The sequence below is a fragment of the Bacillus sp. NPDC077027 genome (assembly GCF_050269555.1).
In the GTDB taxonomy this organism is placed as follows: domain Bacteria; phylum Bacillota; class Bacilli; order Bacillales; family Bacillaceae; genus Bacillus.
Map to the genome: position 1 here is coordinate 161,962 of NZ_JBNNIO010000003.1, position 26,399 is coordinate 188,360.

Below are 26,399 nucleotides of genomic sequence, written 5' to 3' on the forward strand. Positions count from 1 at the left end.
GAATGATAAAAGAGATACAATGGACGTTCAACCAATTAATATTAAGCAGAAACTGGCGAAATTCCAGGAACACTGGTCCCCTAAGGTGATTGCTGAAATGAATGATTATCAATTGAAATTAGTGAAGATTCAAGGGGAGTTTGTGTGGCATCAGCATGAAGAGACAGATGAAGTATTTATGGTCATTGAAGGACAAATGGTGATTGAATTTCGAGATGGAAAAGTGGAATTACAACAAGGTGAAATGTTTGTCGTTCCGAAAGGTGTGGAACATAAGCCCTATGCTAAATCTGAATGTCAGGTAATGCTTGTGGAGCCAAAAGGTGTCGTCAATACTGGAGATAAAGAATCTGAGCTTACAGCTGAATCTGACGTGTGGATTTAACTGAAGTTAAAAAAGACCCAATCGAAGGGTCTTTTTTGTTTTAAGAACTGTTACTTTCTATATTAAAAGAAAATGGCTAAAGATCTCTTGTGAATTGAAAGGGTAAAATTATGCTAGATTCAGCCGAAAAAGTAGTTCTGGGGGACAATGCCATAGAAGTCTGCATCGATGGATTCATTTTCAAAGGTTTGATATCAAAAGCACGATAGTAGAAGGTGCGGTCTGTTACAATAAGAAGAAAGCATTTTAAAAAAATCAAACCGATTTTGGTTAAATCATATGAGTATTTTACCGATATGAACGAGTGTGAATGAGAAATGGAGGCTCTATATGAAAAAACGAATGATACTTGTGCTGTCTCTATGTCTGACAGTTACGTTGCTATCAGCCTGCAAAGGTGCATCTCAGTCGCCTTCTAAAAAGGAAACAAAAGAACTAGTGTATGAACAGTGGGTATCAAATTATATGGATCAGCTAAACGACACATATGAACAGATGACAGATCAATTTATTTCAGATGGGAACGGCGCCATTCTACAGAATGCAAAATTGGCAAAAACCGCTGAAACTTTCGATAAGGTAGTACAGGAAGGGCTTTCACATCAAGATGTTCCTGCCGCTTATGCAAAGGCAGACAAGCATTTGAAATCTGGTTTAAAGTCATTTGCGAAAGTAAAGAACAACATTGATCAACTGCTTAAACACCCAGAAGATGAAGAATTGTTTATTGCATGCACGGACAACTTACAAGATGGACTGAAAAAGACAAAAAGTTTTATTTCAGAAGTGGCGAAGGTTCAAGAAAAACGGTAAATGGATGCATCATTTAGAGGCTTGTAAGAGAAGGGGGGGATTTCTCTTACGAGTTTTTTGATATGTCTCATACTTGTTTGAGTCGACAGAACAGATGCCATTTCTTCATCCGTACTGGCAAAGCCAAGCAATAGACCCTTCTTTGTGCTTTCAAAACAGTAAGGGCTTAAAGGACATACTTGCATGTACAGCCTTTACTTATCTTGGCGGTCTACAGTTGATTGTAGAGAGGGAAAACGATGAAGCGGCTCGCTCGGTTGCAAGATACTTATTTGCCTAGCTAGGACTTGGTGTGCTCTGGAAGTGCTCTCATTCTGACATTATTTTTAGCGGTCGTCGTGTTATACAGTGTATGGCTCTTTCTCTTTATCTTCCATTTCGATACAATAAATAAAGGTGAGAGAAAGGAGAAGGTTTCTTGAAAATGATTCGTCTTGAAGGATCGAAGTTCACCTCACAGGAGGTAATGCATCAACAATTGAAATCGGCACTTGGACTGCCAGAACATTACGGGGCAAACCTTGATGCATTGTGGGACAGTTTGACAGCAGGTGTTGAGCTTCCAGTAAAGTTAATTTGGAATGATTTTTCAAAAAGTGAGGAATACCTTGGATATTATGCAAAGGCAACACTCCAGTTATTTGAAGAAGCTGAAGCAGAGCTTGGCGGACAATTTCAAATCAAAGTGATACGTTCTTAATAAAACCGTTTTTATGAAAGATAGGCTGTGGCTCTAAATGAGGCGACAGCTAGGACATGAATTCAGTATGACTGGGTTCATGTCCTTTTGTTTTTTTTGGGACGGTTTTTTTAGAGTGGTTATTTTTGTGGTTTCATAAAAATATGTTGCGTGAAGGAAACTTTAATTGAAATATGATATAGTGATGACTAGAAATAAATAGATTGGAAAAAAGTGAGGGTTCAGAAAGGATGAAGGAAACAAGAAAAAAAAGAAGAAAACTCCGATCTTGGGTAAAAGTAGTGCTTTTCATTATGGCATTTATCATGGTCATGACAGTATCTCTAACGGGTTATGCTTATTATAAAATTTATAAGGCATCAAACAAAGCACAGGTTTCGTTAGAAAGAGGGGAAACCTCTGAAAAACGTGTGAAAGCATTTGACCCCGGAAAGGATAGCTTCTCGGTGCTACTTCTAGGGATTGATAGCCGTCCAGGTGAATCAGTAGATGAAGCGAGAAGTGATGCAGTCTTGTTAGCTACTGTGAATCGAACAGATAAAACGATGAAACTCCTAAGTATTCCGCGTGATTCCTATGTGGACATACCAGGGAGAGGCTATGATAAGATTGCCCATGCTCACGCCTTTGGCAGTGCAGATTTGTCAGTCAAAACCGTTGAACAATTGCTGAACATTCCAGTAGATTATGTGATCTCAGGAAATTTCAAAGCATTTCAGGACATTGTTGATGAGTTAAACGGTATTACGGTTACCATTGATGATGAAAGTGTCATCCAGCAAATTGAAAAAGATTCAAAAGGAAGGGTTCATTTGCAAACTGGGACACATACCTTAGATGGAAAAGAAGCGTTGGCCTTTGTTAGAACAAGAAAAGCCGACAGTGATCTTATGCGAGGAAAGCGTCAAATGGAGGCACTTGAGGCGATTTTTGAAAAATCAAAATCGATCACATCTATTCCTTCATATGACAACATCATTGACACACTCGGTGACAACGTTTCAACAAATCTGTCGATGAAGCAATTCATAGGTCTTTTCCCATTGCTTAGTTCGCTTAAATCAGTCGAGACACTCCAGTTAAAAGGCCACGATTATCAGCCAGCAAATGTATATTATTTTGAGCTAGATGCAGCAGGACTGGAAGAAGTAAGAGAAGAACTAAAGCAACAGCTTGAATTATAAAATAATGGAAAAAGCCTGCCGACATAGCAGGCTTTTTTCTATGTTAGTAATTTAGTGTAGCAGGCATTGTTGGATACCATACGCCATTTAAAGCAAGAGCCCACCCATACACTTTTTCACCGGATTCAATTTTCTCTTTTACGGAAGCAAGTGCTTCATATGAAGTGACTTGATAAGCTTGTCCAGTTTTCTTTGCGACAATAACAGATAAAATGTTGTCATTGAAAACACTTGGCTCTTCATCATTACTTGTCCAAGCAATACGATTGTAATGTGTCGTGTTAAATGGATTTTCAAGGCCTTTCACTTCAAATTTGACTCTTTTTCCAGTGATAGACACAGCTGTGTAGGCCACACTTGTAAATTGTGTGATTGCTTTATTTTCTGCTTTTGGTATCGGGTTTGCTTGTTCAGCTGCGGAAACTGCTCCCGGTACTAATAACCCTGTTGCTAAAGTAATTGCGGCTATTTTTTTCATCATTTTGAAAATACCTCCTAATTTTTGGTGCAATTAAACACTTCACCAAAAAGGGGAGATATCCTTCTATTTTTGTAAAAAATATACATATACTTCACTGTTCATGATGGACAAAATAATGAGAGAGAAGTTCCTCCACACGATGACGAATCCGAGGATTAAAGTATTTATGTTTTTCTTCATAGCCATCTATCTTGAATAAATAAGTAGTAAAGCCTTCATCATGATGAATTTGGTGTACGCTCATCTGCTCACTTCTCAAGTCTTGTTTGAGCTGATATAGTGATTTTTGTGCAGTTTTTAAAGCGGAAGTCACAAGTTTAATATATGGTTCATTTAGCTTCAATGAATGGTTCTGTTTGAAATGCTCCAGATCTCGATTGAGAATTGAGATGACCATAGGAAGGAAAATAGCCTGTTCCATCATATGAAGTTGCCCCTTTGATAACCTAGTCATTGCTATTCCTACCTTCATTCAAAAATAAGAACGTTTGTTCTGTTTTATTATATATGGTTTTTCGAGGAATCTCAAGCTACAATCATTTGTATTTTCTTGGTTTCTATGTAAAATGAGATGTAGACAAACAATGAAGGAGTAAACGATTTGCAGCAATTTCTTTCATATTTCACTCAAGAAAATATCTCGGCATTCTTTGAAAGCTATAAAGCTTTTGGACCTTTCATTGCTATATTGTTCCCGTTAATTGAAGCGTTTCTGCCGTTTTTACCACTAGTGGCTTTTGCTGTTGCGAATGCAAATGCGTTCGGACTTTGGGAAGGCTTTTTATTAACTTGGATTGGGGCTTGCACAGGGTCAATACTTGTCTTTTTATTGATCAGAAAATTTGGACAGATGCGGATGTTCCATTTTATTAGCAGACATCCTTCCATAAAAAAGCTGATGTTATGGGTCGAAAGACGAGGCTTTGGACCTTTGTTTATTTTGCTTTGTTTTCCATTTACACCCTCGGCAGCAGTAAACGTCGTAGCAGGGCTTTCGAGAATCAGCATTTGGCAATTTTCACTTGCAGTGTTTGCTGGCAAGTGTGTGATGCTGTTTATTATTAGCTTTATCGGATATGATCTTTCAGCATTAGTAAAGAATCCGTTAAGAAGTGTTTTTGCTGTTCTAGTCATTGCTTTATTATGGTATGTTGGTAAAAGAGTAGAAAACAGATTGAATATTCGGATGAGTCAGCGTGAGGACAAAGGGGGCTTGTAATGAAGAAGAAGCCATTTTTATGGATGACAATTATTGCTTGCATCGTGTTATTGTTCCAAGTGAAAAATTTCATTTTCGTCACGTATAAAGTAGAAGGTACAAGTATGGACCCTACATTTACTGATGGAACAGAGCTGTTAATCAACAAATTCTCACCTAAGTTCACAAAGATTGATCGCTTTGATTATGTGCTTTTTAAAGGACCAAATCAACAAGTGTTTATTAAACGAGTCATTGGACTACCAGGTGAATCATTAAGATACGAAAATGATCAACTATTTATCAATGATATGAAAATGAAAGAGCCATATTTGAAGGAACAAAAACAAAACAAGATGGGCAATGTATTAACAGGGGATTTTCAATTGAAATCGATAACAGGGCTTAAAAAAATAGAGAAATATCATTACTTTGTCATCGGTGACAACCGAATTCACAGCTATGACAGTCGTCATTTTGGGACAATTTCAAAAGATAGAATTGTTGGTGTAAAAAGAAGTGAGTAATAAAACTGATAAAGCGAAAGGAGCATACATTGAGTAGCTCCTTTTATTTTGCTTCTTTATAAGTTGTCTGTTTTTTTAACCAAAAGTGGTGTAAGAACCTAAAAAATGGTGGCAACATCGCAATGACGAGGATAACTCTAACAACTTGTACAGCGACAACAAAGGTAGAATCCTCATGAAGAGTTACCGCTGTTGTTGCCATCTCAGCAATACCGCCAGGCGAGAAGGCAAGAATCGCTGTAATGACTGAGATTCCGGTGATTTCTGCGACCGCGACCGCACTTAGTACAGTTGCTGCTATCAAACCAGCGGAGCTAATGACTGCAACAATCAATGTATTTTTCAAGCCAATAAACATGTGTTTATTCATTTTTGAACCAATAGTAGCACCGAGGAATATTTGTGAGGCAATATTGGCTTGTGCTGGCCAATAAGGGACAAAATCAAGTCCAGTTATTGCCCCTGCTGCGATCTGGAGCGTTGCAACACCAAGCATACTCCCAATCAACCAAGGTGCAGGAAAATGGAGACGATCGGCAATTCGTGAAACGATCCAAGCAGTCACGATGAGAAAGAGTGCCCATAAAACGTTTGACCATGTAAATACACCTGATGAAAAAGCATTGACCTTTGCAACAGTCGCTACTTCTGAACTACTTTTTTCATTTAAATACAAAACCATAAATGGAATGGTGAGAACGACCATTAAAACACGAATGGTTTGAACTAAACTGACAACAGCTGTATTTGCGCCAACTTCCTGAGCAATTCCTGGCATTGCTGATAGACCACCAGGAGCTGTACTAACAAAGCTAGTCAGCATATCTGTTTTGCTTAGCTTCCATAGAATAAATCCAGATAACATGGCTAATAAAATAGAGAAAATAAGCATAAAGCTGACTGCAAGCCAATTTTCTGCAAAAATATGAAGTACTTTCATATTCATTTTTTGACCTAGTTCAATGCCAAGAATTAATTGACCAAGAAGGAGCCAGCCGTTATGAATATGAATTGGCTTTCCTTCACTCTGAAACCAGTTGGGACGAAATAGCGCAATCGAACCAGCAGTAACGAGTGTTCCAATCATCCAGCCGATTGACATCCCCGTTAAAGATAAAAGGAACCCGCCTAGACCACTAATGAAAATGAAAGTAACATCGGTTCGAAGGCTGTTTTCTTGCTTCATAAAATTTAAACCTTCTTCCTATACAATTGTTCAGTAAGTGAAATGATGATATGTTCACTATAATATAAGTTCCTTGATAAATAAAATACGAATTATTTTATCTTTTTAATAAACAAAACTTATTGAACTTCAAATGGTGTTTCTTTCATGTCATACAATTCTTTCTTAAAAATGAATTGTTAAAAAGACATATTAGGATAATCAAAAGTGAAATTTGTTGAAAATCTCAAATTTATAACCATGTTTCAGCTGTGTCAAAGACTTATAAATGAAACAGAAAAGACATTTTTATAAAATAGTGACCATTTCCTATTGACATCTACTAAAAGATGTAACTATAATGGTTACATCACATTCGGGTGTAACTTTAGTAGTTACATCTCGTCAGTAGATAAGTTTATACAGCTTTGAGCAACTATTTACTTTGTTTCGGGGAGGTTGGTGATTGAACAATATCATATTAATTTGCTAAAGAAGAGATAAATATCCAATATTTATTTCATGTATTGGCTACACTCATACATAAGACTTGTGTATTTAAACAATAAATAAGATATAGGGTCTTATTAAAAAAATGTAAAAGGAGAATCATTTCATGTTTAAATTAAAATCAGTCATAGGATTTACTTTGGGCATTTGTTTCGTGTTATTGCTAAGCGCATGTGGTAGTAATACGGATACAAAAAATACAGCCACCAATAACAAAAACACAGCGGACAAACAAGCTGTAAATCTTAAAATCACAGCGTTCAACCCAGGTGATAAAGGAGTTTTTGCTGTCACTTCTAGCTTGATTGAAGGACCGAAAGAAGTCATTCTTGTCGATGCCCAGTTTGAAAAGGATAATGCAGAAAAGTTAGTAAAAATGATTCGCGATACAGGAAAGAAATTGACGACTGTTTATGTTAGTCATAAAGACCCGGATTATTACTTTGGTCTCTCTGCCATTCGTGAAGCGTTCCCTGATGTGAAAATTGTGGCAACGCCTGAAACTGTTAAGGGGATTAAAGAAACGATTCAGGCCAAAAATGATTACTGGAATCCAATATTGAAGAAAAATGCGCCAACAGCACAGATTATTCCAGATGTTTTAAAGGGAGATAAATTAACAGTTGATGGAAAAACCATCAACATCATTGGACTTGACGGACCAGACCCGTCTCACACTTTTCTTTGGGTTCCATCGAAAAAGACAGTTCTAGGTGGAGTAACTGTTTATGAGAATGAATATGTTTGGACAGCAGACAATCAAACTCAAAAAAGTCGTAATCAATGGCGTGAGATTCTTAATAATATTCTTGACCTGAAGCCAGATCGTGTAATTCCAGGTCATTATCTAGGTAAGAGTGCTGAAGATACATCAGCAGTTGTGTTTACCCGTGATTATATTACAAAATTTGAAGCAACAGCTAAGAAGGCAGACAATTCAGCTCAATTGATTGCTGAAATGAAGAAAGAGTATCCGAACTTTACGAACACTGGAGACTTAGAATTGAGTGCTAAAGTCATGAAAGGTGAACAACAGTGGCCGTGATGTCATGAATATTATTGACCATTCAGTGTGCTCCCATTTTAGATATGGGAGCACACGAATGATTAGATGAAATATTTTGACTTGATTATTTTACCTAGTAACACTACAATGGCTAGTGTGAGGTGGTAACATGAAAATTCCTTCTTTTAAATACAATGAAAAAGGGTTAAATCGATTTTTCGGTCCTTTAGAAGGAAGAATTATGGAGATCTTGTATCAAGGTGAAGATATGCTAATCAAAGAGGTACAACAGAAGCTTTCTGATGAAAAGCCTATTAATTTTAATACAGTCATGACTGTACTAAATAGGCTGACTGACAAAGGTATTGTGGAAAAAAGAACAAAAGGCCGCTCATCTATTTATAATCCAATCTTAACAAAAGAGGAATTTTTAAATGAGCAAACAAAATGTATCACCCAAGGTTTAATGGCTGATTTTGGACCACTTGCTCTCAACCATATGGTTGATGCGATTGAAAGTGCGGATCCAGAACTACTCAAAGTTCTTGAGGCTAGACTTGCTTCTAAAAAAGAGGGCAAAAAAAATGATTAAAGCAAAATCAATCATGCTGTTTTTAGGTGGTATTTGCATTGGAGTAACGATTTTTTATCAAATGGCTTACTATGTGCTTTCTAGTTATTTTGACTGGGACAAGGGCTCCAATATTATACATGTATGCCAGTCTGTATTCGATTTTTATGGTTTTACTCCACTGAAATATTTCTTAGATGCCTTGGTCGTCTATACGCTACTCTTTTCGGTCCTTTTTATTACAACGGAGATGAAAAAATACGTACAATTAAAAAGAATCATTATGGCTGTTACTGATCGAGACACATCAGCTAAGTTATCAAAGGAATATCAAAGTGAAATCATTGTTTTTCATTGCCACGAACCACTTGCCTTTGCAATGGGCATGCTCAATCCTAAGATTTATCTATCAACGACATTGATTGATATACTTGAAAAAGAAGAAATTGATGCCGTAGTTCACCACGAATTACACCATAAATATAACTTTGATCCATTAAAAACCTTCATATTCTCATTTTTCACAAAGGTCATTTGGTATATCCCTGTGCTTAAACATATGAGACAAAGCTATTCAGTTTTTAGAGAAATTATTGCTGATCAATATGCAATAAAACAGACTGGCACAGAGCTTGGAGTGGGACAGGCGCTTTTGAAACTGATAAAAAAAGAAGCGCAGTTTCAAAAACAAACAAATTTTGCAGTCTCCTTTGGAGATCGAGCACTTAACCTAAGAATACAAAAGATCTTAAATCCAACGTATAATGTACCCCTTAATGTACCATTTGTTCCGATGATTGCTTCAACATTTTTAATGGGAGCACTCATCATTATGCTAAATCTTAATTTTTAAATTTTTTTAAACATAAACATTACATTGTGTAGTGTAAATACAGGAGGAAATAACGATATGAAAACAAATCAAGAAATAGGTGCTATTTTTATCCGAGTGATTTTAGGGGCAATTTTCTTTTTTCATGGTCTTCAATCATTCCAAGAAGGAATTGGCGGCATAGCAGCCTTTTTTGGACAAATGGGGATTCCTGAATTCATGGCGTATGTTGTGAAAACAATTGAGCTTGTTGGTGGAATTGCGCTTATTTTAGGACTTGGTACACGTATTTTTGCTACACTATTTGTACCTATTATGGTGGTAGCGATTATCACTGTAGGTTTCTCAAAAGGATTTATTGGTGGATTTGAATTTGAGCTTTCTTTATTGGTCATGTCCATTTTTCTTGCATTAAGTGGAAGTAAGCTATTTTCAATTGATGGTTTAATCAAACAACAACAGCAACAAAAAGAAACCAATTTTAATTAATCAGTATAAATAAAAAAGAGTTCCTGCGTTTTGATTGGGCAGGGACTCTTTTTTTGGCTTTTTTATTATTGAAAAAACAATTTTCGGATTTTGACGGAACATACGGTCTCCTATTAAAATGATACTAGATACTACGAATGGTGTGTTAAAAAGTATAAAAACCATACTGCATGATTTTGTTCATCTTGTGCTGTTCTTTTAAAAAGCTCTTTTGTTCCTGCGTCTTGAACATAGTCAGATACAGATAAGTAAAAATCGACCGTGTTTTGTTCATCTTTAAATGCATGAGTTAATCCTTGTTTAAAGTCATCTGGACAAGGATCGGTTATCTTCGGCTTGGGGCTTTTTCCAGTAAGTGCATAGTATAATTTTGTGAAGTTATGATAATGTCGAACCTCATCCTGTCTAATTTCTTGGATTGTTTTTTTTACTTCAGGGTTCTGAGCTTTTTGAGCAAGTTTTTCATAGCATTGTATGGCAGAATATTCGCCATTAATGGCTTTTTCAAGATCAGGAATTAATTGGGTATTTTGACGGACATCATATGGGGCGTTGTAATAATAACCGTAATACATGATATTGCCAGCCTCCTTTTTCTTCATGATGGTTTATTATATGAAAAGGTGTAGTAAATGTGCCTATTCTGTGTTGTAACTGAATGAAAAGGAAAGGTGAATTCGCTATAGGAAAATAGCTATTTGTCTTCATTTTCGCTAGAATATGAGTACATATAGAAAGGTGTTGTAAAACGTGGAGATTGAGTTTTTAGCAGGCAGATCGGGGAGTGGAAAAACGACTGCTATATTAGAAGAAATAAAAGAAGAATTGAGACTTAATCCATTAGGTCATCCAATCATTTTTTTAGTCCCGGATCAAATGACCTTCTTAATGGAGTATGAGCTTGCAAAAACATCCGAAGCTGGTGGCATGATTCGGGCAAAAGTATTTAGCTTTACAAGACTTGCTTGGTATATCTTACAGCAGACAGGTGGGATCAACAGGCAATTCGTCACAAGCACCGGGATTCAAATGCTACTTAGAAAAATTGTTGAAGAAAATAAGGAGAACTTTAAAGTTTTTAAAAAGGCGAGCGATAAACCAGGTTTTGTCGAGCAAATTGAGAAGACGATGTCAGAATTCAAGAGATACTGTATGTTGCCAGAAGAGATCGAACGCATTGCGCAATCTGCCATCTACTCTGAATATGTTGAAGAGCGTCGGGCTGCTGAAAAACTTTACGATCTGCATTTGCTTTACAAACAGATGGAACACCATTTGCAAGGTGAATATGTACATTCTGAAGATTATTTGACTTTATTGGCACAGCAAATTCCCTTTTCTGACGAGCTTAAGAATGCACATATTTATATAGATGGATTTTATCAGTTCACACCACAGCAGCTTCAAGTAATCGAACAGCTCATGTTACGTACAACGAAAATAACTGCTGCCTTTACAGTCGATCGTTCCTATAGCAACATGCAGCCAGATGAACTTGATTTGTTTCGGATGACAGGTAAAACGTATTTTCAGTTATATCAGCTCGCAAAAGAGCTTGGTGCAAATGTTTTTGAAAGAGTATTGGATCAGAATAAACGACATCAGCATAGGGATGACCTTGCCTATTTAGAAGCACAATATGAACAAAGACCGCTGATTCCATATCAAGAAGAGACGCGTCATTTCACAATTTCTCAAGCGTCTAATAAGCGCGCTGAAATTGAAGGTGTAGCGAGAGACATTCTTGACTTGGCTAGAACAGAAGGGCTGAGATTAAGAGATATTGCGATTGTTGCTAGAAATCTAGAGGATTATAAGGAGACATTAAAAGAAGTATTCAAAGATTATGAAGTTCCTTTTTTCATTGATGGAAATGAAGCGATGCAGTATCATCCACTGATTGAATTTATACGATCTAGTTTAGATGTCATCAAAGGGAATTGGCGCTATGAAGCAGTGTTCAGGTGTGTGAAAACAGAGTTCTTATTTCCGCTTGATCTTCCAAAAACACAAGCGAGAGAGCAGGCTGATCAGCTTGAGAACTACTGTATTGCATATGGAGTAAAAGGAGATCGCTGGACGAATGGCAGTCGTTTTCAATATCGAAGATTTCAATCTTTAGATGAAGAATTTGGACAAACAGATCAGGAAATTGAAACTGAAAATATGTTAAACGGAGTAAAGAATTGGATTGTCCCCCCTTTAGTACAGCTTCAAAACAGACTAACAAAGTCAAAACGTGTGAAAGATATGATAGAGGCAGTCTATTTATTATTAGAGGAAACGAAAGTACCAGAGAAGCTGGAAAAGGCACGTTTAGAAGCCGAACAGGGTGGTAGGTTATCTGAAGCGATGCAGCATGGGCAAGTATGGGATGCGGTCATCCAATTAATGGATGAATTTGTTGAAATGCTAGGGGAAGAAGAGTTGAGCTTCAATTTATTTCAACAGATGGTAGATACCGGTCTTGAATCTTTGAAATTTGCCCTTATCCCACCTTCACTCGATCAGGTGTTTATTGGAAGTATGGATTTATCAAGAATATATCAAGTGAAGTGCACATTTATGATTGGAGTAAATGATGGTGTCATACCAGCTAGACCAGTTGATGAAAGTGTGTTGTCTGATGATGATAGAGAGTGGTTAAAACGAGCTGGGGCAGAACTTGCTGAGACAGGAAAAGAACGGTTACTTGATGAACAATTTCTTATTTATCAAGCTTTATCAAGTCCGACTCATAAATTGTTCCTTTCATATTCTAGTGCAGATACTGAAGGGCGATCGCTTTTGCCTTCTCCTTTAATAAAAAATTGTCATGAGCTCCTGCCAAATCATCAGGAAGCATTATATGTACTTGATCCTGAGCAACTTCATGATGATGAGCAGCTAAAGTTTGTAGTTAATGAGCATGTTGCATTATCTTATACTGTTACACAACTCCAGCAATGGTTGAATCAATACAGGATGAGTGATGTGTGGTGGAATGTATACAACTACCTAATGAAACAGCCTACACATGACATTTCAAGAGGTGTCATCTCCAGTTTGTTTTTTACAAATAAAGCAAAGCCTCTAACAAAGGATGTCACGAAACAGCTTTATGGTGACCATATTCAAGGTAGTGTATCAAGAATGGAAAAATTTAATGCTTGTGCTTTTTCTCACTTTGCATCGCACGGATTGAAACTAAAGGATAGACAATTTTATAAGTTAGAAGCACCTGATATTGGCCAGCTTTTTCATGCTGCGTTAAAGCATATTTCAGATACACTCATAGAACAGAGAAAAGATTGGAAGAACTTAACTAAAGAAGAGTGTGTCAGCTATTCAAGAAGTGCGATAGAACAGCTTGCTCCCCGTCTACAAAAAGAGATTTTATTAAGTTCCAATCGTCATGCTTATATGAAAGAAAAGCTGCAAAAAATCTTAATCCGAGTGTCATCTATTTTAAGTGAGCATGCGAAAATCAGCGGATTTTCTCCTGTTGGGCTTGAACTTGGATTCGGAGGTCAAGGACCGCTTCCACCATTTACTTTTAAGCTCAAAAATGGTTGTACGATGGAACTTGTAGGACGAATTGACCGAGTGGATAAAGCTGAAAGCTCCAAAGGATTATTGCTTAGAATTGTCGATTATAAATCAAGTGAAAGAGGACTTGATTTGGCGGAAGTTTATTATGGATTGGCTCTGCAAATGTTGACCTATTTAGATTTAGCGATCACACATTCTACAGACTGGCTTGGCATCAAGGCAACACCGGCAGGGATTTTATATTTTCATATTCATGATCCGTTGATCCAAGCACCTATACCATTAGCAGAAGATGAGATTGAGCAGGAAATCTTTAAGAAATTTAAAATGAAGGGTCTACTATTAGAAGACGTAGAAGCTGTCCAACTAATGGATCAAAGCCTTGAATCGGGCAGATCACAAATCATTCAAGCGGGCTTTAAAAAGGATGGTTCTTTCCGATCGGATTCTGCTGTTCTTAATGAAGAGAGTTTCCATATCCTCACACAACATGTCCGTCGAATGTTTCAAAAGGCTGGTGAAAAAATTACTGAAGGCGAAGTATCCATTAATCCATATAAATTAAAAGATCAAACACCGTGTCGTTTCTGTTCCTTTAAATCATTTTGTCAATTTGATGAATCAATTGAAGATAACGAATACAGGATGCTAAAACCTGAAAAGGACGATATCATGATCGATCGGATAAAAAAAGAAGGGGATCAGTATGCAAATTCCAAAACCGAATAACAGTACGTGGACGGATGATCAATGGGAAGCCATTGTCTCACATGGACAAGACATACTTGTAGCAGCAGCAGCTGGATCGGGGAAAACAGCTGTTTTGGTTGAACGGCTTATCAGAAAAATGATACAGGCAGAAAATCCAGTTGATGTCGACAGACTTCTTGTCGTGACATTTACAAATGCATCTGCAGCGGAAATGAAGCATCGGATTGCCGAAGCTCTTGAGAAGGCATTAACAAATCATCCAGGCTCTTTGCATATTAGAAGGCAGTTATCGTTAATGAATCGTGCCAATATCTCAACCTTGCATTCATTCTGTCTTCAGGTTCTTCGTACATTTTACTATTTGATCGACCTTGATCCGGGATTCCGTCTGGCAGATCAAACCGAAGGAGAGCTGTTAAGCGATGAAGTGTTGGATGATTTATTTGAAGATGAGTATAAAGAGGGAAACAAAGCGTTTTTTGAATTGGTAGATAGATACACTTCTGATCGTCATGATCTTGATTTGCAATGGCTTGTCAAAAGAATTTATGAATTTTCAAGATCACATCCTTCTCCAGAGCAATGGATGAGAGCATTTGTGTCGCTTTATGATGTGAATGAAAATACGAAAGTAGAGAATCTTTTATTTTATCCTTATATAAAAGAGGACATTTCACTAGTACTTAATAGCTGTCGACAACAGCTTGAAAGAGCGCTAGCTTTAACAAAAGAGCCGGGTGGACCAGCTCCTAGAGCAGAAAACTTCTTAGATGATTTAGCACAAGTAGAAGAGTTGATTGCACACCAAAGTGATTTCAAAGCTCTATCTCAATTGCTACCGAACGTGAATTTTAAAAGATTAAAGACGTGCAAAGGTGATGAATATGATCCAAGTCTGGTGGAAAAAGCAACAGAGGATCGCAATAGTGTAAAAAAACAACTAGAAAAGCTGAAAGACGAATATTTTATGCGAAGCCCGAAGCAGCATTTAAAAAGTCTTGCTGAAATGAAATCAATAGTGGAGACCCTTGTTTCACTTGTGATTAAGTTTGGTGAGCGTTTTGAAAAAGCGAAACAGGAGAAATCTATTGTCGATTTCTCAGACCTTGAACATTATTGTCTTCGAATCTTAGCAAATCAAGATGAACAGGGAGATTTCGTTGAGAGTGAGGCTGCGGAATATTATCAAAACCAGTTTGAAGAAGTGTTAGTTGATGAGTATCAGGATACGAACCTTGTGCAAGAGACGATATTAAAGCTTGTTTCTAAAAGTAAAAGCCCTCATGAAGGAAATCTCTTTATGGTGGGTGATGTGAAGCAATCGATCTATCGTTTTCGACTTGCTGAACCGATGTTGTTTTTAACCAAGTATAAAAACTTTACTAAGGAAGGAATCGATACAGGAAAAAGGATCGATTTAAATAAAAATTTTAGAAGTCGTGCTGATATATTGAATAGCACCAATTTTTTATTCAAACAGCTAATGGGTGAGAATGTTGGAGAAATTGATTACGATGAGCAAGCAGAATTAAAGCTCGGTGCAATCTATCCAGAAAGTGAAGAGACAACAACAGAAATGGTTCTTGTACACCTTGATCAAAAAGATTTAGAGACGGATGAGGAGCAGGAGGAGCTAGAGACTGTACAATTAGAAGCTAGAGTCATAGCACGGAAAATAAAAGAGCTTATTGCAAAGCCATTTCAAGTATATGATGCAAAGCAACAAATGAATAGAAATCTGCAATATCGCGATATTGTGATCCTGCTTCGATCTATGCCATGGGCACCACAGATGATGGAGGAATTAAAAAAACAAGGGATTCCTGTTTATGCGAATTTATCTTCCGGATATTTCGAAGCGACAGAAGTATCCGTTGTATTGTCATTATTAAAAGTGATAGATAACCCATATCAAGATATTCCATTAGCCGCTGTCCTAAGGTCACCAATTGTCCGTTTGAATGAAAACGAGCTAGCTCTTGTGAGAACAAGTGATAAGAAAAGTCCTTTTTATGAAGCTGTAAAGAAATATATGAGTATGACAAGCTCTGATCATCCAACATGCAGAAAGCTAGAACGCTTCTTCCAGCTCTTACGTAAATGGCGTGATTTCTCGATGAATCATTCAGTTGCAGAACTCATTTGGGAGGTTTATCGGGATACGCAATATATGGATTATGTTGGCGGAATGCCTGGAGGCAAGCAGAGACAAGCCAACTTAAGGGTGTTTTATGATCGAGCGAAACAATATGAAAGAGCAACATTTCGTGGGCTCTTTAGGTTCTTACGTTTTATTGAAAGAATGCAGGATCGTGGAGATGATCTTGGTGCAGCCAAAACACTAAGTGAGACAGAAGATGTCGTCCGGATGATGACCATTCATAGCAGTAAAGGACTTGAGTTCCCGATTGTTTTTACAGCAGGTCTAGGTAGGAACTTTAATATGATGGATTTAAATCAAACATATTTACTTGATAAAGAACTAGGCTTCGGCTCAAAGTATATTCATCCTGAACTTAGAATAAGTTACTCGACGCTACCACTTGTTGCGATGAAGAAAAAGATGAAAAAAGAGCTACTATCCGAAGAGCTAAGAGTGCTGTATGTTGCACTCACTCGGGCAAAAGAAAAGCTATATTTAGTTGGATCATTAAAGAATCAAGAGAAGGCACTTGCTAAATGGCGGAATGTTGCAGATGTTCAAGATTGGTTGCTACCTGATTTTGAAAGGTATCAGGCAAAAACGTACTTGGATTTCATTGGGCCTGCACTTATTCGTCATCGCAACATGAAACATCATTTAGAAGAAAACGATACACATGATGATTTATTTTTGTCCCATCCGTCTACGTTTCAAATTTCATTTACTCAAGCAACAGCGCTTCAGATGGAAGAATTCGTCGAAGAAAAAGAAGAACAGGACGCCATCATGGAAGCGTTACAGGAAGGTCAACCAATAGAAGGTAGTTATGCCTTTGAAAAAGAGGTCATGGAGAGGTTGACATGGCGTTATCCTTATTTGGATGCTTCACAAGTTGGAACAAAGCAGTCTGTAACAGAGATCAAAAGAATGAAAGAGGTAGAAGATCAATATAGTCGTCCATCATCGATACGAAAAGAACGGTCTGCCATATATGATCGTCCTGCATTTATGAAAAAAAAGACACTTACTGCCGCAGAGCAAGGAACTGCGATGCATACCGTTATGCAACATATCCTCCTCCCTGTTGTTGAGCCGTTAAATGATAACAGCATTGAAAAGCTATTAGAACGTTTAAGGGATCGGGAGATATTGACGGAAGAGCAGATTCGAACGATTGATCGTCAAGGAATAATTGATTTCTTTTCATCAACAATTGGTCAAAAGCTACAAAAAGCTGATTGGATCAAGCGAGAGGTTTCTTTTAGTATGGTCCTGCCTGTTAAGGAAGTGTACAGTAACATTCAAGCAGAAGGTGAACCAGTGCTTATTCAAGGGATGATTGACTGCTTATTTGAGACAGAAGGCAAGCTTTATTTACTAGATTATAAAACAGATAGGGTTCACGGAAGGTTTCCAGATGGGATTGAATCGGCAGAACCTATTTTGCGGAAGCGTTATGAGACACAAATAGAACTTTATGCAACAGCGGTAGAGCGTTTAACAAAGAGATCACTTGATGAGAGAATTCTTTATTTTTTTGATGGGAACTTAGAAGTGTCTCTTTAATTTTATCGGAATGAGAGGTGAGCGAAATGAGAATTCTGCATACAGCTGATTGGCATTTAGGTAAAACTTTAGAAGGAAGAAGTCGTTTAGAGGAGCAGGCTGAATTTTTAGATGAATTATATCGTATCGTCAAAGATGAAAAAATTGATGTTGTTGTCATGGCAGGGGATGCTTTTGATACAGTGAATCCACCAGCTAGAGCCGAACAGCTTTTTTATGAAAGTCTGTCTGCTTTATCAGATAAAGGCAGAAGGCAGGTCGTTGTTATTTCAGGGAATCATGACAACCCTGATCGACTATCAGCTGCTTCGCCTTTAACAAATGAACGGGGCATCCATTTAATTGGTTATCCAACGAATGATATCATTCGCGTAGATGTTCCTTCAGCAAGCGAACGTCTATCCATTGCAGCACTTGCTTATCCATCGGAGGCAAGATTAAATGAAGTGCTGGCAGAAACTTTTGATGAAAAGCTGTTACGTGATCATTATGATTTGAAAATACGACAGACTTTTGAGCATTTAAGCCATCAATTTCAAAAGGACACGGTCAATATTGCAACAAGCCATATTTATGTTGCAGGCGGAAGCCAAACGGATTCGGAGCGACCAATTGAAGTTGGGGGAGCCTATACAGTAGCAGCAGAGAGCCTCCCTCAAGCTGCGTGTTATGTGGCACTTGGACATCTGCATCGGCCGCAAACCATTAAAAGGGCAAAAACCATTGCCCGATATTCAGGTTCACCACTTGCCTATAGTTTTTCAGAATCAGGATACGCAAAGTCAGTGACAATTGTTGATGCGCATCCTGGTGCTAAGGCAAATTGGCATGAAATTTTCTTGTCCAGCGGGAAACCTCTTGTGAAATGGAAAGCAACAGAAGGGCTCAGTCAAGTACATGAATGGATCGACGAAAAACGAGATCAGAACGCATGGATAGATCTGGAGATTCACTTAACAGATCAGCTTTCTATAGAAGAAATCCATCAACTCAGAAAAGAACATAGCGGTTTTGTACATATACGGCCTAAATTTCTAGAGTCTGTGCAAATCGAAGAGCAAAAAATGCAAAGTAAACTCTCAATAGAAGAGCAATTTGTGAAGTTTTACGAACGGCAAACTGGCGGAGGACTACCTGATGAACAAACAGTCAAACTGTTTTTAGAACTTGCAAATGAAACTCAAGAGGAGGAAGCGAAATGAAGCCGATAGCGTTAACGATTAAAGGTCTTCATAGCTTCAGAGAAGAACAAACAATTGATTTAAATTCATTATGTGATGCGGGCGTGTTTGGCATATTTGGGCCGACAGGTAGTGGAAAGTCATCTATTTTAGATGCGATGACACTGGCGTTATACGGAAAAGTAGAACGGGCGCTGAATAATACACATGGCATTCTTAATCAAGCAGAGGACAAGCTGACAGTCTCGTTTACATTTGCTCTTCAAAAACATCATGAAGTTTCTTATAAAGTGGAACGGTCGTTTAAACGTGCAGATGAAATGAAAGTCAGAACGACTCTATGTCGATTAATTGAAATGAAAGATTCACAAACTGTACTTGCCGATAAGGCGAATGAGGTTAATCGGAAGATAGAGGAATTGTTAGGTCTAACAATCGATGATTTCACAAGGGCAGTCGTATTGCCACAAGGGAAATTTGCCGAGTTTCTCTCGTTAAAAGGTACGGAAAGGCGACAAATGCTTCAACGTTTGTTTAATTTAGAAAGATATGGAGATCAGTTTGTCAAACGACTTCGTACAAAAGCACAGCATGAATATGGACGGAAAAATGAACTGCTTGCCGAACTTACAGGGTTAGGTGAAGCAGGACCTGAGGCTTTAGCAAATGCCAAGGAAGCTGCTGCATTAGCTCAAGCGGAATTTAACCAAAAGAAGCAGGCGAAAGATGAAGCAGTGCGCAGTTTTACTGAAGCACAAACGATTTGGCAATGGCAAGTAGAAAAGGCGAAATATGAAAATGAGCAAAATCATCTTGATACGTTAGCACCTTCAATTGAAGAGAAAAAAAAGAAGCTAGAGCAAGCTCAACATGCAGAAACGTTAAAGCCATATGCAGATGCCTTAACTCGTGCGGACATTCAACTAAATCAAGCTGTCCGAGAGGTTCAACAAGCGGAGAAAAAACTTCAAGAAGCACAGTCTGTGTATGAACAAATCAATAGACAGTATGAGCATCATAGAAAGCTGAAATTAGTGCATGAACCACAGCTTCTCATACAAAAGGAACAGCTCATTCGTTTAAAGGATGTTGAACGAAAGCAAAAAGAGACCCAGCAAGATAAAGAAGTGCTAGTTAAGCGGAGAATAGAAAAAGAACAACTTATGAAGCAAAAAAAGACAGAAGCAGAGGACGTAATTTCTTTGCTTGATCGAGCGCTTGCAAAACAAACCCAACTTAAACAAGAGCTTGAGCATTTATATGTTTCAGCAAAAGAACGAAAGAGTGTACAGGATGCGTTTCGCTTCAGTGAGGATGTCAATAGAATCAAAATGAACATCCAAAAGGAAGAAAAAAAGCTTACTGAATGGGAGAAAAAGTTCACTCGTTCAGCCGAGGTATATGAAAGACTTCAAAAACATCAAGTCGATCAACATGCAAAGTTGGAACAATCATTCCAATCTGTTGCGCAAGTTTATTATTATGTCTGTGAAACAGAGCGTGCACTCATGTTATTCACGCAAAAAGAAGCCGATCATAAAACAGAAAAGTTAAAGCAACGTGACAAAGCGAGAGCGGATGAATTAAGAAAAGAGTTAGCGGCAGATTTAATTGAAGGAGAGCCATGTCCGGTTTGTGGATCAACACATCATGAGCAACAGCTTGTATCGTCATATGATCATGATCTTTCTGTTACTGCAATCGATTTAGACATTCAAACGATTGATCAAGCTCTGAAGGAAGCCGAAGCACATGCTAGAGACATTTATTCAACAAAACAGAGCTTAGAAAAACTATCTGATCATCTAGTGAAAGAATTCCCCTTTTTAACAAAAAAAGAACTGGGTGCTGAGGTTGCTGCATCTATTGATATATCTCATAGCACGTATTCCTTATCAGATATTACTCATGAATGGAAGGGAATCAAACAAGATATTCAAGGGATAGAAACCCAAACTTTCCATACGATTGATTCATGCCATGAGACAGAAAAAGAGCTAAGAAAAATGGAAGAACAAATGAATTTTGAGCAGAAGCAAAAAAATGAAGTGGACATCTCGTTAAAAGAACAGCAGTCTGAGTTAGTAGAAAAAAAAGACCAATTCAAGCAGAAATTCGCTGATTTTCCTCTTGATCAAGTCCATGATGCTCAAAAAAGTATTGAGGATAAAGACCAACAATCTGAAGGGTATCAAGAGCGTATCCAGAAAAGTATTGAGTTTCTTGAGGATAAGCAACGCTTAAAAGAAAAACTACAAACTGAGGTTTTTGATTTAGAAAAAGAGCTGAATAAGTTGGAGCATCAGCTTGAGAGTACTAGTCAATCCATTCAGCAATATGAGTCTGAATTGTCCACTTATGAAATAAAAGCGGATTCTATTTCAGAGGAGTTATTAGCAGTTGAACAAGAGCTAAGCGATTTGAATGAAAAAGAACAGCAGCATTATCAAAAGTTGAAACAAATGCAACAATTCTTTAATGAGGCGCAAAGTGGTTTTACAAGCAGTGAACGCCAGCAAAAAGAAGCAGAGCTTCGAAAAGTAGAAGCTGAACTTGCCTGGAAAGAGGCGTCTGCTCAATCAGCTTTTAAACATCCACAAGACATTCAACTTGTCCTTTTGGATCGGACAACATTCAACAAAATGAAAGAGGAAATAGAAAATTTTGTGGATAAAAGCAAACAATGTGCAGCAAACTTAAAGCGACTTTCTGAGCAATTAAATCATCAATCCCTTAGTGAGGAAAAATGGCTAGACATTCAGGCAAATAAAGAACATGCAGAGAAAGCATTAGAAGAAGCAACCATTGTTAGTGGTTCGGCGAATGAGCATCTGCGTGTCACTGAAGCGAATCATCAGCGATTCTCAAATATTCATGAACAGTTAAGTGAGCTACAACAAGAGATTGATCGACTTGATAAGTTACAAACTGTATTTAAAGGCAACACCTTTGTTGAATTCTTGGCAGAGGAGCAGCTGGAGAGTGTGAGTCGTGATGCATCATCTCGTCTTGGTATTTTAACAAGACAAAGATATGCAATCGAAGTTGATTCAGAGGGCGGTTTTGTTATGCGTGATGATGCAAACGGTGGTGTAAGACGTCCGGTTTCAAGTTTGTCAGGTGGCGAAACTTTCTTAACTTCACTAGCACTTGCGCTTGCACTTTCGGCACAAATTCAGCTTAGAGGACAATATCCGCTTCAGTTCTTCTTCCTTGATGAAGGATTTGGGACGCTTGACCAAGATTTATTAGATACTGTGATTACGGCATTAGAAAAACTACAATCACAAAATCTAGCTGTTGGCGTGATTAGTCATGTCGAAGAGTTAAAAATGAGATTGCCGAAAAAATTGATTGTACATCCAGCAGAACCGAGTGGAAAGGGAACGACAGTATCGCTGGAACTGATGTAAGAAAACGAGGTGTTTGAATGGCGAAAAAATCCATTGGACAATGTGAATTGTGCGGAAGATCAAATGTACGGCGCACAGAGCATCATTTAACACCAAGGGAGGAAGGAGGGACATTTCTTCCAACCGCATTTCTTTGTCTTCCATGTCATAAACAAATTCATGCTCTATACACGAACCAAGAGCTTGCTGCTCGTCTCAATACAATAGAGGCATTAAGGCAAGATGAAAAACTTGTTCCATATATCAAATGGATCAGAAGACAGCCAGCAAGTAAGCTGGTGAAAACAAGAAAAACGAGAGAACGCAGGGGGAAATAAACACAAAAAGCACTCCTCTAGGCTGACTGAAGCTCTTAGAGGAGATGCCTTATGCATTGCCTACCATGTTCTGATCATTTAAGTCTGGGTCCACATAGTTAGTTGCACTAATGCCATTATTCAATATTAAAAAATCTCCGGTATTCCCCGCTCCAGATCCTAGAGCAGATTTCGACGAACTTTTTGGTGAAAGATAAAATGAATCGCCGACGTTCACGACGCCTCCAGAAATAGAATTAATGTAAATTGGTCCGACAATTGCTGGCATAATCGACACCCTTTATCCGAAGTCATATCACCATCATATGCGCTTGTGGATTCATTTGTGAGTTTGGCGGATTTTTGGTTTCGCTGAACAGTTCACGAATGTGTTTTACTCGGGCTGTAGCATTAAATGAACATGTTGAGCCAATTTGCATGATAGATGATGAAGAGACCCCTTCTACATGAATAGAAGATGCCTTAATGACTGGTGTTTCATGAAAGAATGCGGTTCTTACTGATCTTTCAGGAAGCATTAATGGGATGGGTTCAAAGTATACTTCATTTTCTTTTGCCGTAAAATTTCCTTCATATCCGTAAAATAAGCTAATCGTTCTTTGGACGGCAAGCACCTTTACTTCTGGTCGCATTTCTTGTGTATCACCAATTTGAACGATGCTTGATATACCAACAGAATTTACTTTTGCAAATTTGACCTGAGATGTTCGCTTAATCATTATCTTGGCGCTAGAGGAACAAACGGTCCAATAATAAGTGATTCAGGCGGCGTATCAAATATAGAGGATAATTGAACATGATCTGTGTCACCGATGATAAATAACGAGGAGGACGAGACCCCTACCACTTTAATGCTACCTGTCTCAATGTTTCGATTCACGACTGTGAAATTCATCCGTTTTCCTCTCCTTTCGTTTCAGGTGGAATATGTGCTAAAAAGTGCTCTATCGCTCTTTTTATATCATGTTTGACGTATTCAGCTATTTGTTCAGCACGTTGCTTAGGTGTCATGTCTTCATTTTTAGGCAATTGTGCAGCATAATATTTGATTCTGCTATCAATTTGTTTACGGATATCTTCTATAATATGGTGTTTATTGCTATCATCAAGGCTTCCTTCATAGCGCTGTTCTAATTCTTCTAATAGCTCTGGTGCTTCATCATTTAAGAAAGCATCGACAAGCTGTCTCGTCTGGTCTAAAAATTGATCAGCTATTTCCTGTTGCATCATTCCAACTCCCGGTGCGGTTTGGCTCACTTCAAAATTTTGCACGCTATTTGGATCAGAAGGATTAAGGCCGATATTTAATGTACCTTCAAGCCGCTCAATTTTTAGTTGATCAAACTTATAATCGATCCGTTCGATGTTTGTTGTTGGTTTGTCTCTTATCATTTGCATTTCCTGTTGAAGATCGTTGAGCCTTTTTTCAAGCATCATGATTTGCTGTGTTTGTTTTTGGATAATGCCATACATTTGGGAAGCATTTGCTTGATAATCATACATCTTGATACACCTCCGGGTTTGCACATGAATTAAGCTGTCGGTGATTGAAGCGGGACAAATGGTGTCGTGCTCGACCCTTGAGATTCTTCGATTCCTTGTGTTCCAGCCGCCGCAGGGGCAGATTCTACGTAGCTTCCTGTATTGTACAAGTTCGAAAGCGCTTTGATCGATCCGGCACTTCCAATTTGTAAAACAGACGAGTTACTCACAGCTTCCACGCGTAAATAATTGATTTGGATCGCCTGATTAATATAGAAGTTCAATGTCACTTCACTCCTTACAAGTTACCAACAAGCGGCTGATCAATCACATCACTATCGTACGTGTTCGTGACGCTTTTATAATTGTTAATTCGTAATTGATCACCTGTGTTAAAGCTGCCTGCTCCGGCAAACGTCTTAACCTGGCTGGTCGGAGAAATTGTGATGCAATCTCCAACATGAACGACTCCGCTCGTTCCGACGGCGTTTACTTTGAAGGCTCCAACAATAGCCGGCATCGCGGTGCACATCCTTTATGAATTTCGGGCGTTTGGTTTTGGGCGTTTCACCATAGCTTATGATGTGCACCTAAATGTGTGATTATCTTTTCTGAAAGCTTTTCAATAGAGGAGTAAGTTCAGTTGTTACCCTTTTTTTGAACTTTTCTTAGAGGTGTGTTTGATGCCTTTATTTAATAGTGTGTCTAGCTCTTGACTACAGCGTATAGTTTCTTCAGCATTCATTCCAAATTTTTTCGCAGTCTCAATCAAATGCAGTCTTTTCTCTTCAATTTCATGATTGATCATAACGGACGCCAACTCTCACATTTTTTATCAAATAGAAGGATATGGTTAGTATACCCTATTTTTCTATGAGAAAAGCTGTTTCGTCAATATGAGAAATAAAGTGACAAAATTCGAAGGTATTCTCTTACTCACTCTGTTTCTTTTTTTATTTCATTCTGTAAATAACGTCGTCTTTTGTTGATATATTTTTTAATTAAATCTCGTTCTGCTTGCAAAACATTCTTTTTCTCTTTTAAGTAAGGGTCTTTTTCGATGAATTTTTCGAAAGATTCATGCCATAAAGTGATGACGGGATAAAGCCTCTCAACCGTAAAATGCGTGTTGAGTACATTGTTTAAAAGGGTGTAATAGCTTGTTTTGAATGAGGGAATGTCAAGTAATCTTGCAGTTAGTGTGTTAAAGCCGCTTGCTGGGATGTAGTCGTGTTCCATCTCTTCACCGTGTATATCTCGCCCCCAAGTCGCATCATAATCCCAAGGTAACACGTGGAAATGCCCAGTGTTGTTTACATACAGCGCATAGTTATGAACAAACCCATCAAAGTTTTGGGTACAGACGACACCGATTAACCATAAGAAGTATTGTTTTACATCAAGGTATTTGTCGATGTCCTTTGCAAAAGCGTCGTCTGTTGCGGTATTCACAAAATAAATAAATTCACTGAGACGTTGATCATGATGAACGGAACCTAACATTTTTTCATAACCAAGCAATAAATGTTTTTTTGGTTGTTTATCAAAGGAACTAAGCAGTGAAAAGTTGGCATCATCATCTACTGCATAATAGATGGCACCCTCTGTGCGATGACGTTTTTTTAAAAAATGCTGATCCACTGATTCGATTTTTAAATAAATGCCTTCTTTTTTTCCGTTGATTGTCAAAAATACATGTGAAGCAGACGGGCTTAATACACCTATTTGTTCAAAAAAATAAAACGATAGTCTGTTTCGAATCAATGAAGGGTCATTGAATTCAGCGTTTAGGTGGAATAAAGCTTCGCCACCTCTCATTTTTGGTTTTCTATATTCAATTTGATACGATTTCTTCTTGAGTTTCCGTATATGTGATCCACGAAACGAAATGTAGACATGAGACTTCATTTTGCCTATTTTTATAACGGCATCCACCGGCTCATCATTCCAAATGTCCTTTTTTAAATCGATGAAATCCTTCGGATGAATCCATAAATCGAGGATGGGTAACGCTTCAGGGGTCATCTTTTCATCAGCCTCCTATTTACTACAACAGCATATGACACATAGGGAATGTCCTGTACCAAAAAGGTGGGTGTATGTGGAGTTTTACTAGATATGGTCATTCGCCAAGAACACTTGTCTCTCCAATCTCGTACCATGAAGTAGAGAAGATAAACAGCTATTCTGTTTG

The 26,399-nt window shown here is 38.0% G+C and carries 28 protein-coding genes; 16 read left to right on the top strand and 12 right to left on the bottom strand.

The features are described 5' to 3' along the window. Positions 1-19: 19 nt before the first annotated feature. From ACQKEZ_RS11245 to ACQKEZ_RS11265, 5 genes are all read left to right on the top strand, one after another. On the top strand, positions 20-385 hold the full coding sequence (locus tag ACQKEZ_RS11245) for a cupin domain-containing protein (protein WP_427300822.1): 366 nt from the start codon (positions 20-22) through the stop codon (positions 383-385). A 330-nt stretch (positions 386-715) separates the two neighbouring features. Further along, entirely contained in the window at positions 716-1,198 is a 483-nt protein-coding gene (locus tag ACQKEZ_RS11250; RefSeq protein ID WP_427300824.1) for a hypothetical protein, read from the top strand. Between the two features lie 73 nt (positions 1,199-1,271). After that, positions 1,272-1,478 carry a hypothetical protein gene (locus tag ACQKEZ_RS11255; protein WP_427300825.1) on the top strand — a complete coding sequence of 69 codons (207 nt, stop codon included), beginning with the start codon at positions 1,272-1,274 and terminating at the stop codon, positions 1,476-1,478. A 144-nt stretch (positions 1,479-1,622) separates the two neighbouring features. Next, complete coding sequence (locus tag ACQKEZ_RS11260) at positions 1,623-1,898, top strand: barstar family protein (protein ID WP_427301908.1); 276 nt, start codon at positions 1,623-1,625, stop codon at positions 1,896-1,898. Between the two features lie 230 nt (positions 1,899-2,128). Next, positions 2,129-3,082: an LCP family protein gene (locus ACQKEZ_RS11265; RefSeq protein ID WP_427300827.1), complete on the top strand. Its 954-nt coding sequence runs from the start codon at positions 2,129-2,131 to the stop codon at positions 3,080-3,082. 43 nt (positions 3,083-3,125) lie between these two features. Here the strand turns inward: ACQKEZ_RS11265 and ACQKEZ_RS11270 are convergent, their stop codons facing one another. Then, on the bottom strand, positions 3,126-3,563 hold the full coding sequence (locus ACQKEZ_RS11270) for an enoyl-CoA hydratase (RefSeq protein ID WP_427300828.1): 438 nt from the start codon (positions 3,561-3,563) through the stop codon (positions 3,126-3,128). 91 nt (positions 3,564-3,654) lie between these two features. Continuing rightward, complete coding sequence (locus ACQKEZ_RS11275) at positions 3,655-4,017, bottom strand: hypothetical protein (protein WP_427300830.1); 363 nt, start codon at positions 4,015-4,017, stop codon at positions 3,655-3,657. Positions 4,018-4,164: 147 nt separating this feature from the next. Between ACQKEZ_RS11275 and ACQKEZ_RS11280 the strand changes: the two genes are divergently transcribed. Together ACQKEZ_RS11280 and lepB are read left to right on the top strand one after the other, a co-directional pair. Continuing rightward, the gene (locus tag ACQKEZ_RS11280; RefSeq protein WP_427300832.1) at positions 4,165-4,782 is read left to right on the top strand and encodes a TVP38/TMEM64 family protein; all 618 of its coding nucleotides are present in this window, start codon (positions 4,165-4,167) and stop codon (positions 4,780-4,782) included. Continuing rightward, positions 4,782-5,288 (top strand): signal peptidase I, encoded by a 507-nt coding sequence (gene lepB, locus ACQKEZ_RS11285; RefSeq protein WP_427300834.1) that lies wholly within the window; start codon positions 4,782-4,784, stop codon positions 5,286-5,288. Before ACQKEZ_RS11280 ends, lepB begins: the two co-directional genes overlap by 1 nt. Before the next feature lie 43 nt (positions 5,289-5,331). On the opposite strand, the gene ACQKEZ_RS11290 is transcribed toward lepB, so the two are convergent. Next, positions 5,332-6,474: an AbrB family transcriptional regulator gene (locus tag ACQKEZ_RS11290; RefSeq protein WP_427300836.1), complete on the bottom strand. Its 1,143-nt coding sequence runs from the start codon at positions 6,472-6,474 to the stop codon at positions 5,332-5,334. Positions 6,475-7,069: 595 nt separating this feature from the next. On the opposite strand from ACQKEZ_RS11290, the gene ACQKEZ_RS11295 reads away from it, so the two are divergent. From ACQKEZ_RS11295 to ACQKEZ_RS11310, 4 genes are all read left to right on the top strand, one after another. Beyond that, entirely contained in the window at positions 7,070-8,008 is a 939-nt protein-coding gene (locus ACQKEZ_RS11295; RefSeq protein ID WP_427300838.1) for an MBL fold metallo-hydrolase, read from the top strand. A 130-nt stretch (positions 8,009-8,138) separates the two neighbouring features. Beyond that, entirely contained in the window at positions 8,139-8,561 is a 423-nt protein-coding gene (locus tag ACQKEZ_RS11300) for a BlaI/MecI/CopY family transcriptional regulator (RefSeq protein ID WP_427300840.1), read from the top strand. Next, a complete protein-coding gene (locus ACQKEZ_RS11305; RefSeq protein ID WP_427300842.1) occupies positions 8,554-9,393 on the top strand; it encodes a M56 family metallopeptidase in 840 nt (279 codons plus the stop codon). The genes ACQKEZ_RS11300 and ACQKEZ_RS11305 overlap by 8 nt, the downstream gene beginning before the upstream one ends. 57 nt (positions 9,394-9,450) lie before the next feature. Next, positions 9,451-9,861: a DoxX family protein gene (locus ACQKEZ_RS11310; RefSeq protein WP_427300843.1), complete on the top strand. Its 411-nt coding sequence runs from the start codon at positions 9,451-9,453 to the stop codon at positions 9,859-9,861. A gap of 131 nt (positions 9,862-9,992) precedes the next feature. Here the strand turns inward: ACQKEZ_RS11310 and ACQKEZ_RS11315 are convergent, their stop codons facing one another. Next, on the bottom strand, positions 9,993-10,436 hold the full coding sequence (locus tag ACQKEZ_RS11315) for a ferritin family protein (protein ID WP_427300845.1): 444 nt from the start codon (positions 10,434-10,436) through the stop codon (positions 9,993-9,995). Between the two features lie 175 nt (positions 10,437-10,611). Between ACQKEZ_RS11315 and addB the strand changes: the two genes are divergently transcribed. Genes addB through ACQKEZ_RS11340 form a run of 5 tightly spaced genes read left to right on the top strand, consistent with a single transcriptional unit; the run spans position 10,612 to position 22,723 of the window. Next, on the top strand, positions 10,612-14,121 hold the full coding sequence (addB, locus tag ACQKEZ_RS11320; protein WP_427300847.1) for a helicase-exonuclease AddAB subunit AddB: 3,510 nt from the start codon (positions 10,612-10,614) through the stop codon (positions 14,119-14,121). Continuing rightward, positions 14,099-17,812 (top strand): helicase-exonuclease AddAB subunit AddA, encoded by a 3,714-nt coding sequence (gene addA, locus ACQKEZ_RS11325; protein ID WP_427300849.1) that lies wholly within the window; start codon positions 14,099-14,101, stop codon positions 17,810-17,812. The genes addB and addA overlap by 23 nt, the downstream gene beginning before the upstream one ends. Before the next feature lie 26 nt (positions 17,813-17,838). Next, positions 17,839-19,014 (top strand): exonuclease subunit SbcD, encoded by a 1,176-nt coding sequence (gene sbcD, locus ACQKEZ_RS11330; RefSeq protein WP_427300851.1) that lies wholly within the window; start codon positions 17,839-17,841, stop codon positions 19,012-19,014. After that, the gene (sbcC, locus tag ACQKEZ_RS11335; RefSeq protein ID WP_427300853.1) at positions 19,011-22,406 is read left to right on the top strand and encodes an exonuclease subunit SbcC; all 3,396 of its coding nucleotides are present in this window, start codon (positions 19,011-19,013) and stop codon (positions 22,404-22,406) included. Before sbcD ends, sbcC begins: the two co-directional genes overlap by 4 nt. 17 nt (positions 22,407-22,423) lie before the next feature. Next, complete coding sequence (locus tag ACQKEZ_RS11340; protein WP_427300855.1) at positions 22,424-22,723, top strand: HNH endonuclease; 300 nt, start codon at positions 22,424-22,426, stop codon at positions 22,721-22,723. Positions 22,724-22,772: 49 nt separating this feature from the next. On the opposite strand, the gene ACQKEZ_RS11345 is transcribed toward ACQKEZ_RS11340, so the two are convergent. From ACQKEZ_RS11345 to ACQKEZ_RS11380, 8 genes are all read right to left on the bottom strand, one after another. Next, positions 22,773-22,991, bottom strand: coding sequence for a spore germination protein (locus ACQKEZ_RS11345; RefSeq protein ID WP_003211468.1), 219 nt, complete (start codon positions 22,989-22,991; stop codon positions 22,773-22,775). A gap of 22 nt (positions 22,992-23,013) precedes the next feature. Beyond that, entirely contained in the window at positions 23,014-23,442 is a 429-nt protein-coding gene (locus ACQKEZ_RS11350; protein WP_427300857.1) for a spore germination protein GerPE, read from the bottom strand. Next, positions 23,442-23,618 (bottom strand): germination protein GerPD, encoded by a 177-nt coding sequence (locus tag ACQKEZ_RS11355; RefSeq protein WP_003210893.1) that lies wholly within the window; start codon positions 23,616-23,618, stop codon positions 23,442-23,444. Before ACQKEZ_RS11355 ends, ACQKEZ_RS11350 begins: the two co-directional genes overlap by 1 nt. Further along, the gene (gene gerPC / locus ACQKEZ_RS11360; RefSeq protein ID WP_427300859.1) at positions 23,615-24,226 is read right to left on the bottom strand and encodes a spore germination protein GerPC; all 612 of its coding nucleotides are present in this window, start codon (positions 24,224-24,226) and stop codon (positions 23,615-23,617) included. Before gerPC ends, ACQKEZ_RS11355 begins: the two co-directional genes overlap by 4 nt. Positions 24,227-24,255: 29 nt before the next feature. Then, a complete protein-coding gene (locus tag ACQKEZ_RS11365) occupies positions 24,256-24,489 on the bottom strand; it encodes a spore germination protein GerPB (RefSeq protein WP_427300860.1) in 234 nt (77 codons plus the stop codon). Positions 24,490-24,503: 14 nt separating this feature from the next. Then, positions 24,504-24,725, bottom strand: coding sequence for a spore germination protein (locus ACQKEZ_RS11370; RefSeq protein WP_427300862.1), 222 nt, complete (start codon positions 24,723-24,725; stop codon positions 24,504-24,506). Positions 24,726-24,851: 126 nt separating this feature from the next. Beyond that, on the bottom strand, positions 24,852-25,013 hold the full coding sequence (locus ACQKEZ_RS11375) for an aspartyl-phosphate phosphatase Spo0E family protein (RefSeq protein WP_427300863.1): 162 nt from the start codon (positions 25,011-25,013) through the stop codon (positions 24,852-24,854). Between the two features lie 128 nt (positions 25,014-25,141). Next, entirely contained in the window at positions 25,142-26,230 is a 1,089-nt protein-coding gene (locus ACQKEZ_RS11380; protein WP_427300865.1) for a CotH kinase family protein, read from the bottom strand. Positions 26,231-26,399: the final 169 nt, after the last annotated feature.

Bases quoted from the DNA above. Each gene is read 5' to 3' on its own strand.
- ACQKEZ_RS11245 (WP_427300822.1), top strand. From the start codon at position 20: ATGGACGTTCAACCAATTAATATTAAGCAGAAACTGGCGAAATTCCAG.
- ACQKEZ_RS11250 (WP_427300824.1), top strand. From the start codon at position 716: ATGAAAAAACGAATGATACTTGTGCTGTCTCTATGTCTGACAGTTACG.
- ACQKEZ_RS11260 (WP_427301908.1), top strand. From the start codon at position 1,623: ATGATTCGTCTTGAAGGATCGAAGTTCACCTCACAGGAGGTAATGCAT.
- ACQKEZ_RS11265 (WP_427300827.1), top strand. From the start codon at position 2,129: ATGAAGGAAACAAGAAAAAAAAGAAGAAAACTCCGATCTTGGGTAAAA.
- ACQKEZ_RS11270 (WP_427300828.1), bottom strand. From the start codon at position 3,563: ATGATGAAAAAAATAGCCGCAATTACTTTAGCAACAGGGTTATTAGTA.
- ACQKEZ_RS11275 (WP_427300830.1), bottom strand. From the start codon at position 4,017: ATGACTAGGTTATCAAAGGGGCAACTTCATATGATGGAACAGGCTATT.
- lepB (WP_427300834.1), top strand. From the start codon at position 4,782: ATGAAGAAGAAGCCATTTTTATGGATGACAATTATTGCTTGCATCGTG.
- ACQKEZ_RS11290 (WP_427300836.1), bottom strand. From the start codon at position 6,474: ATGAAGCAAGAAAACAGCCTTCGAACCGATGTTACTTTCATTTTCATT.
- ACQKEZ_RS11295 (WP_427300838.1), top strand. From the start codon at position 7,070: ATGTTTAAATTAAAATCAGTCATAGGATTTACTTTGGGCATTTGTTTC.
- ACQKEZ_RS11300 (WP_427300840.1), top strand. From the start codon at position 8,139: ATGAAAATTCCTTCTTTTAAATACAATGAAAAAGGGTTAAATCGATTT.
- ACQKEZ_RS11305 (WP_427300842.1), top strand. From the start codon at position 8,554: ATGATTAAAGCAAAATCAATCATGCTGTTTTTAGGTGGTATTTGCATT.
- ACQKEZ_RS11310 (WP_427300843.1), top strand. From the start codon at position 9,451: ATGAAAACAAATCAAGAAATAGGTGCTATTTTTATCCGAGTGATTTTA.
- ACQKEZ_RS11315 (WP_427300845.1), bottom strand. From the start codon at position 10,436: ATGTATTACGGTTATTATTACAACGCCCCATATGATGTCCGTCAAAAT.
- addA (WP_427300849.1), top strand. From the start codon at position 14,099: ATGCAAATTCCAAAACCGAATAACAGTACGTGGACGGATGATCAATGG.
- sbcD (WP_427300851.1), top strand. From the start codon at position 17,839: ATGAGAATTCTGCATACAGCTGATTGGCATTTAGGTAAAACTTTAGAA.
- sbcC (WP_427300853.1), top strand. From the start codon at position 19,011: ATGAAGCCGATAGCGTTAACGATTAAAGGTCTTCATAGCTTCAGAGAA.
- ACQKEZ_RS11340 (WP_427300855.1), top strand. From the start codon at position 22,424: ATGGCGAAAAAATCCATTGGACAATGTGAATTGTGCGGAAGATCAAAT.
- ACQKEZ_RS11345 (WP_003211468.1), bottom strand. From the start codon at position 22,991: ATGCCAGCAATTGTCGGACCAATTTACATTAATTCTATTTCTGGAGGC.
- ACQKEZ_RS11350 (WP_427300857.1), bottom strand. From the start codon at position 23,442: ATGATTAAGCGAACATCTCAGGTCAAATTTGCAAAAGTAAATTCTGTT.
- ACQKEZ_RS11355 (WP_003210893.1), bottom strand. From the start codon at position 23,618: ATGAATTTCACAGTCGTGAATCGAAACATTGAGACAGGTAGCATTAAA.
- gerPC (WP_427300859.1), bottom strand. From the start codon at position 24,226: ATGTATGATTATCAAGCAAATGCTTCCCAAATGTATGGCATTATCCAA.
- ACQKEZ_RS11370 (WP_427300862.1), bottom strand. From the start codon at position 24,725: ATGCCGGCTATTGTTGGAGCCTTCAAAGTAAACGCCGTCGGAACGAGC.
- ACQKEZ_RS11375 (WP_427300863.1), bottom strand. From the start codon at position 25,013: ATGATCAATCATGAAATTGAAGAGAAAAGACTGCATTTGATTGAGACT.
- ACQKEZ_RS11380 (WP_427300865.1), bottom strand. From the start codon at position 26,230: ATGACCCCTGAAGCGTTACCCATCCTCGATTTATGGATTCATCCGAAG.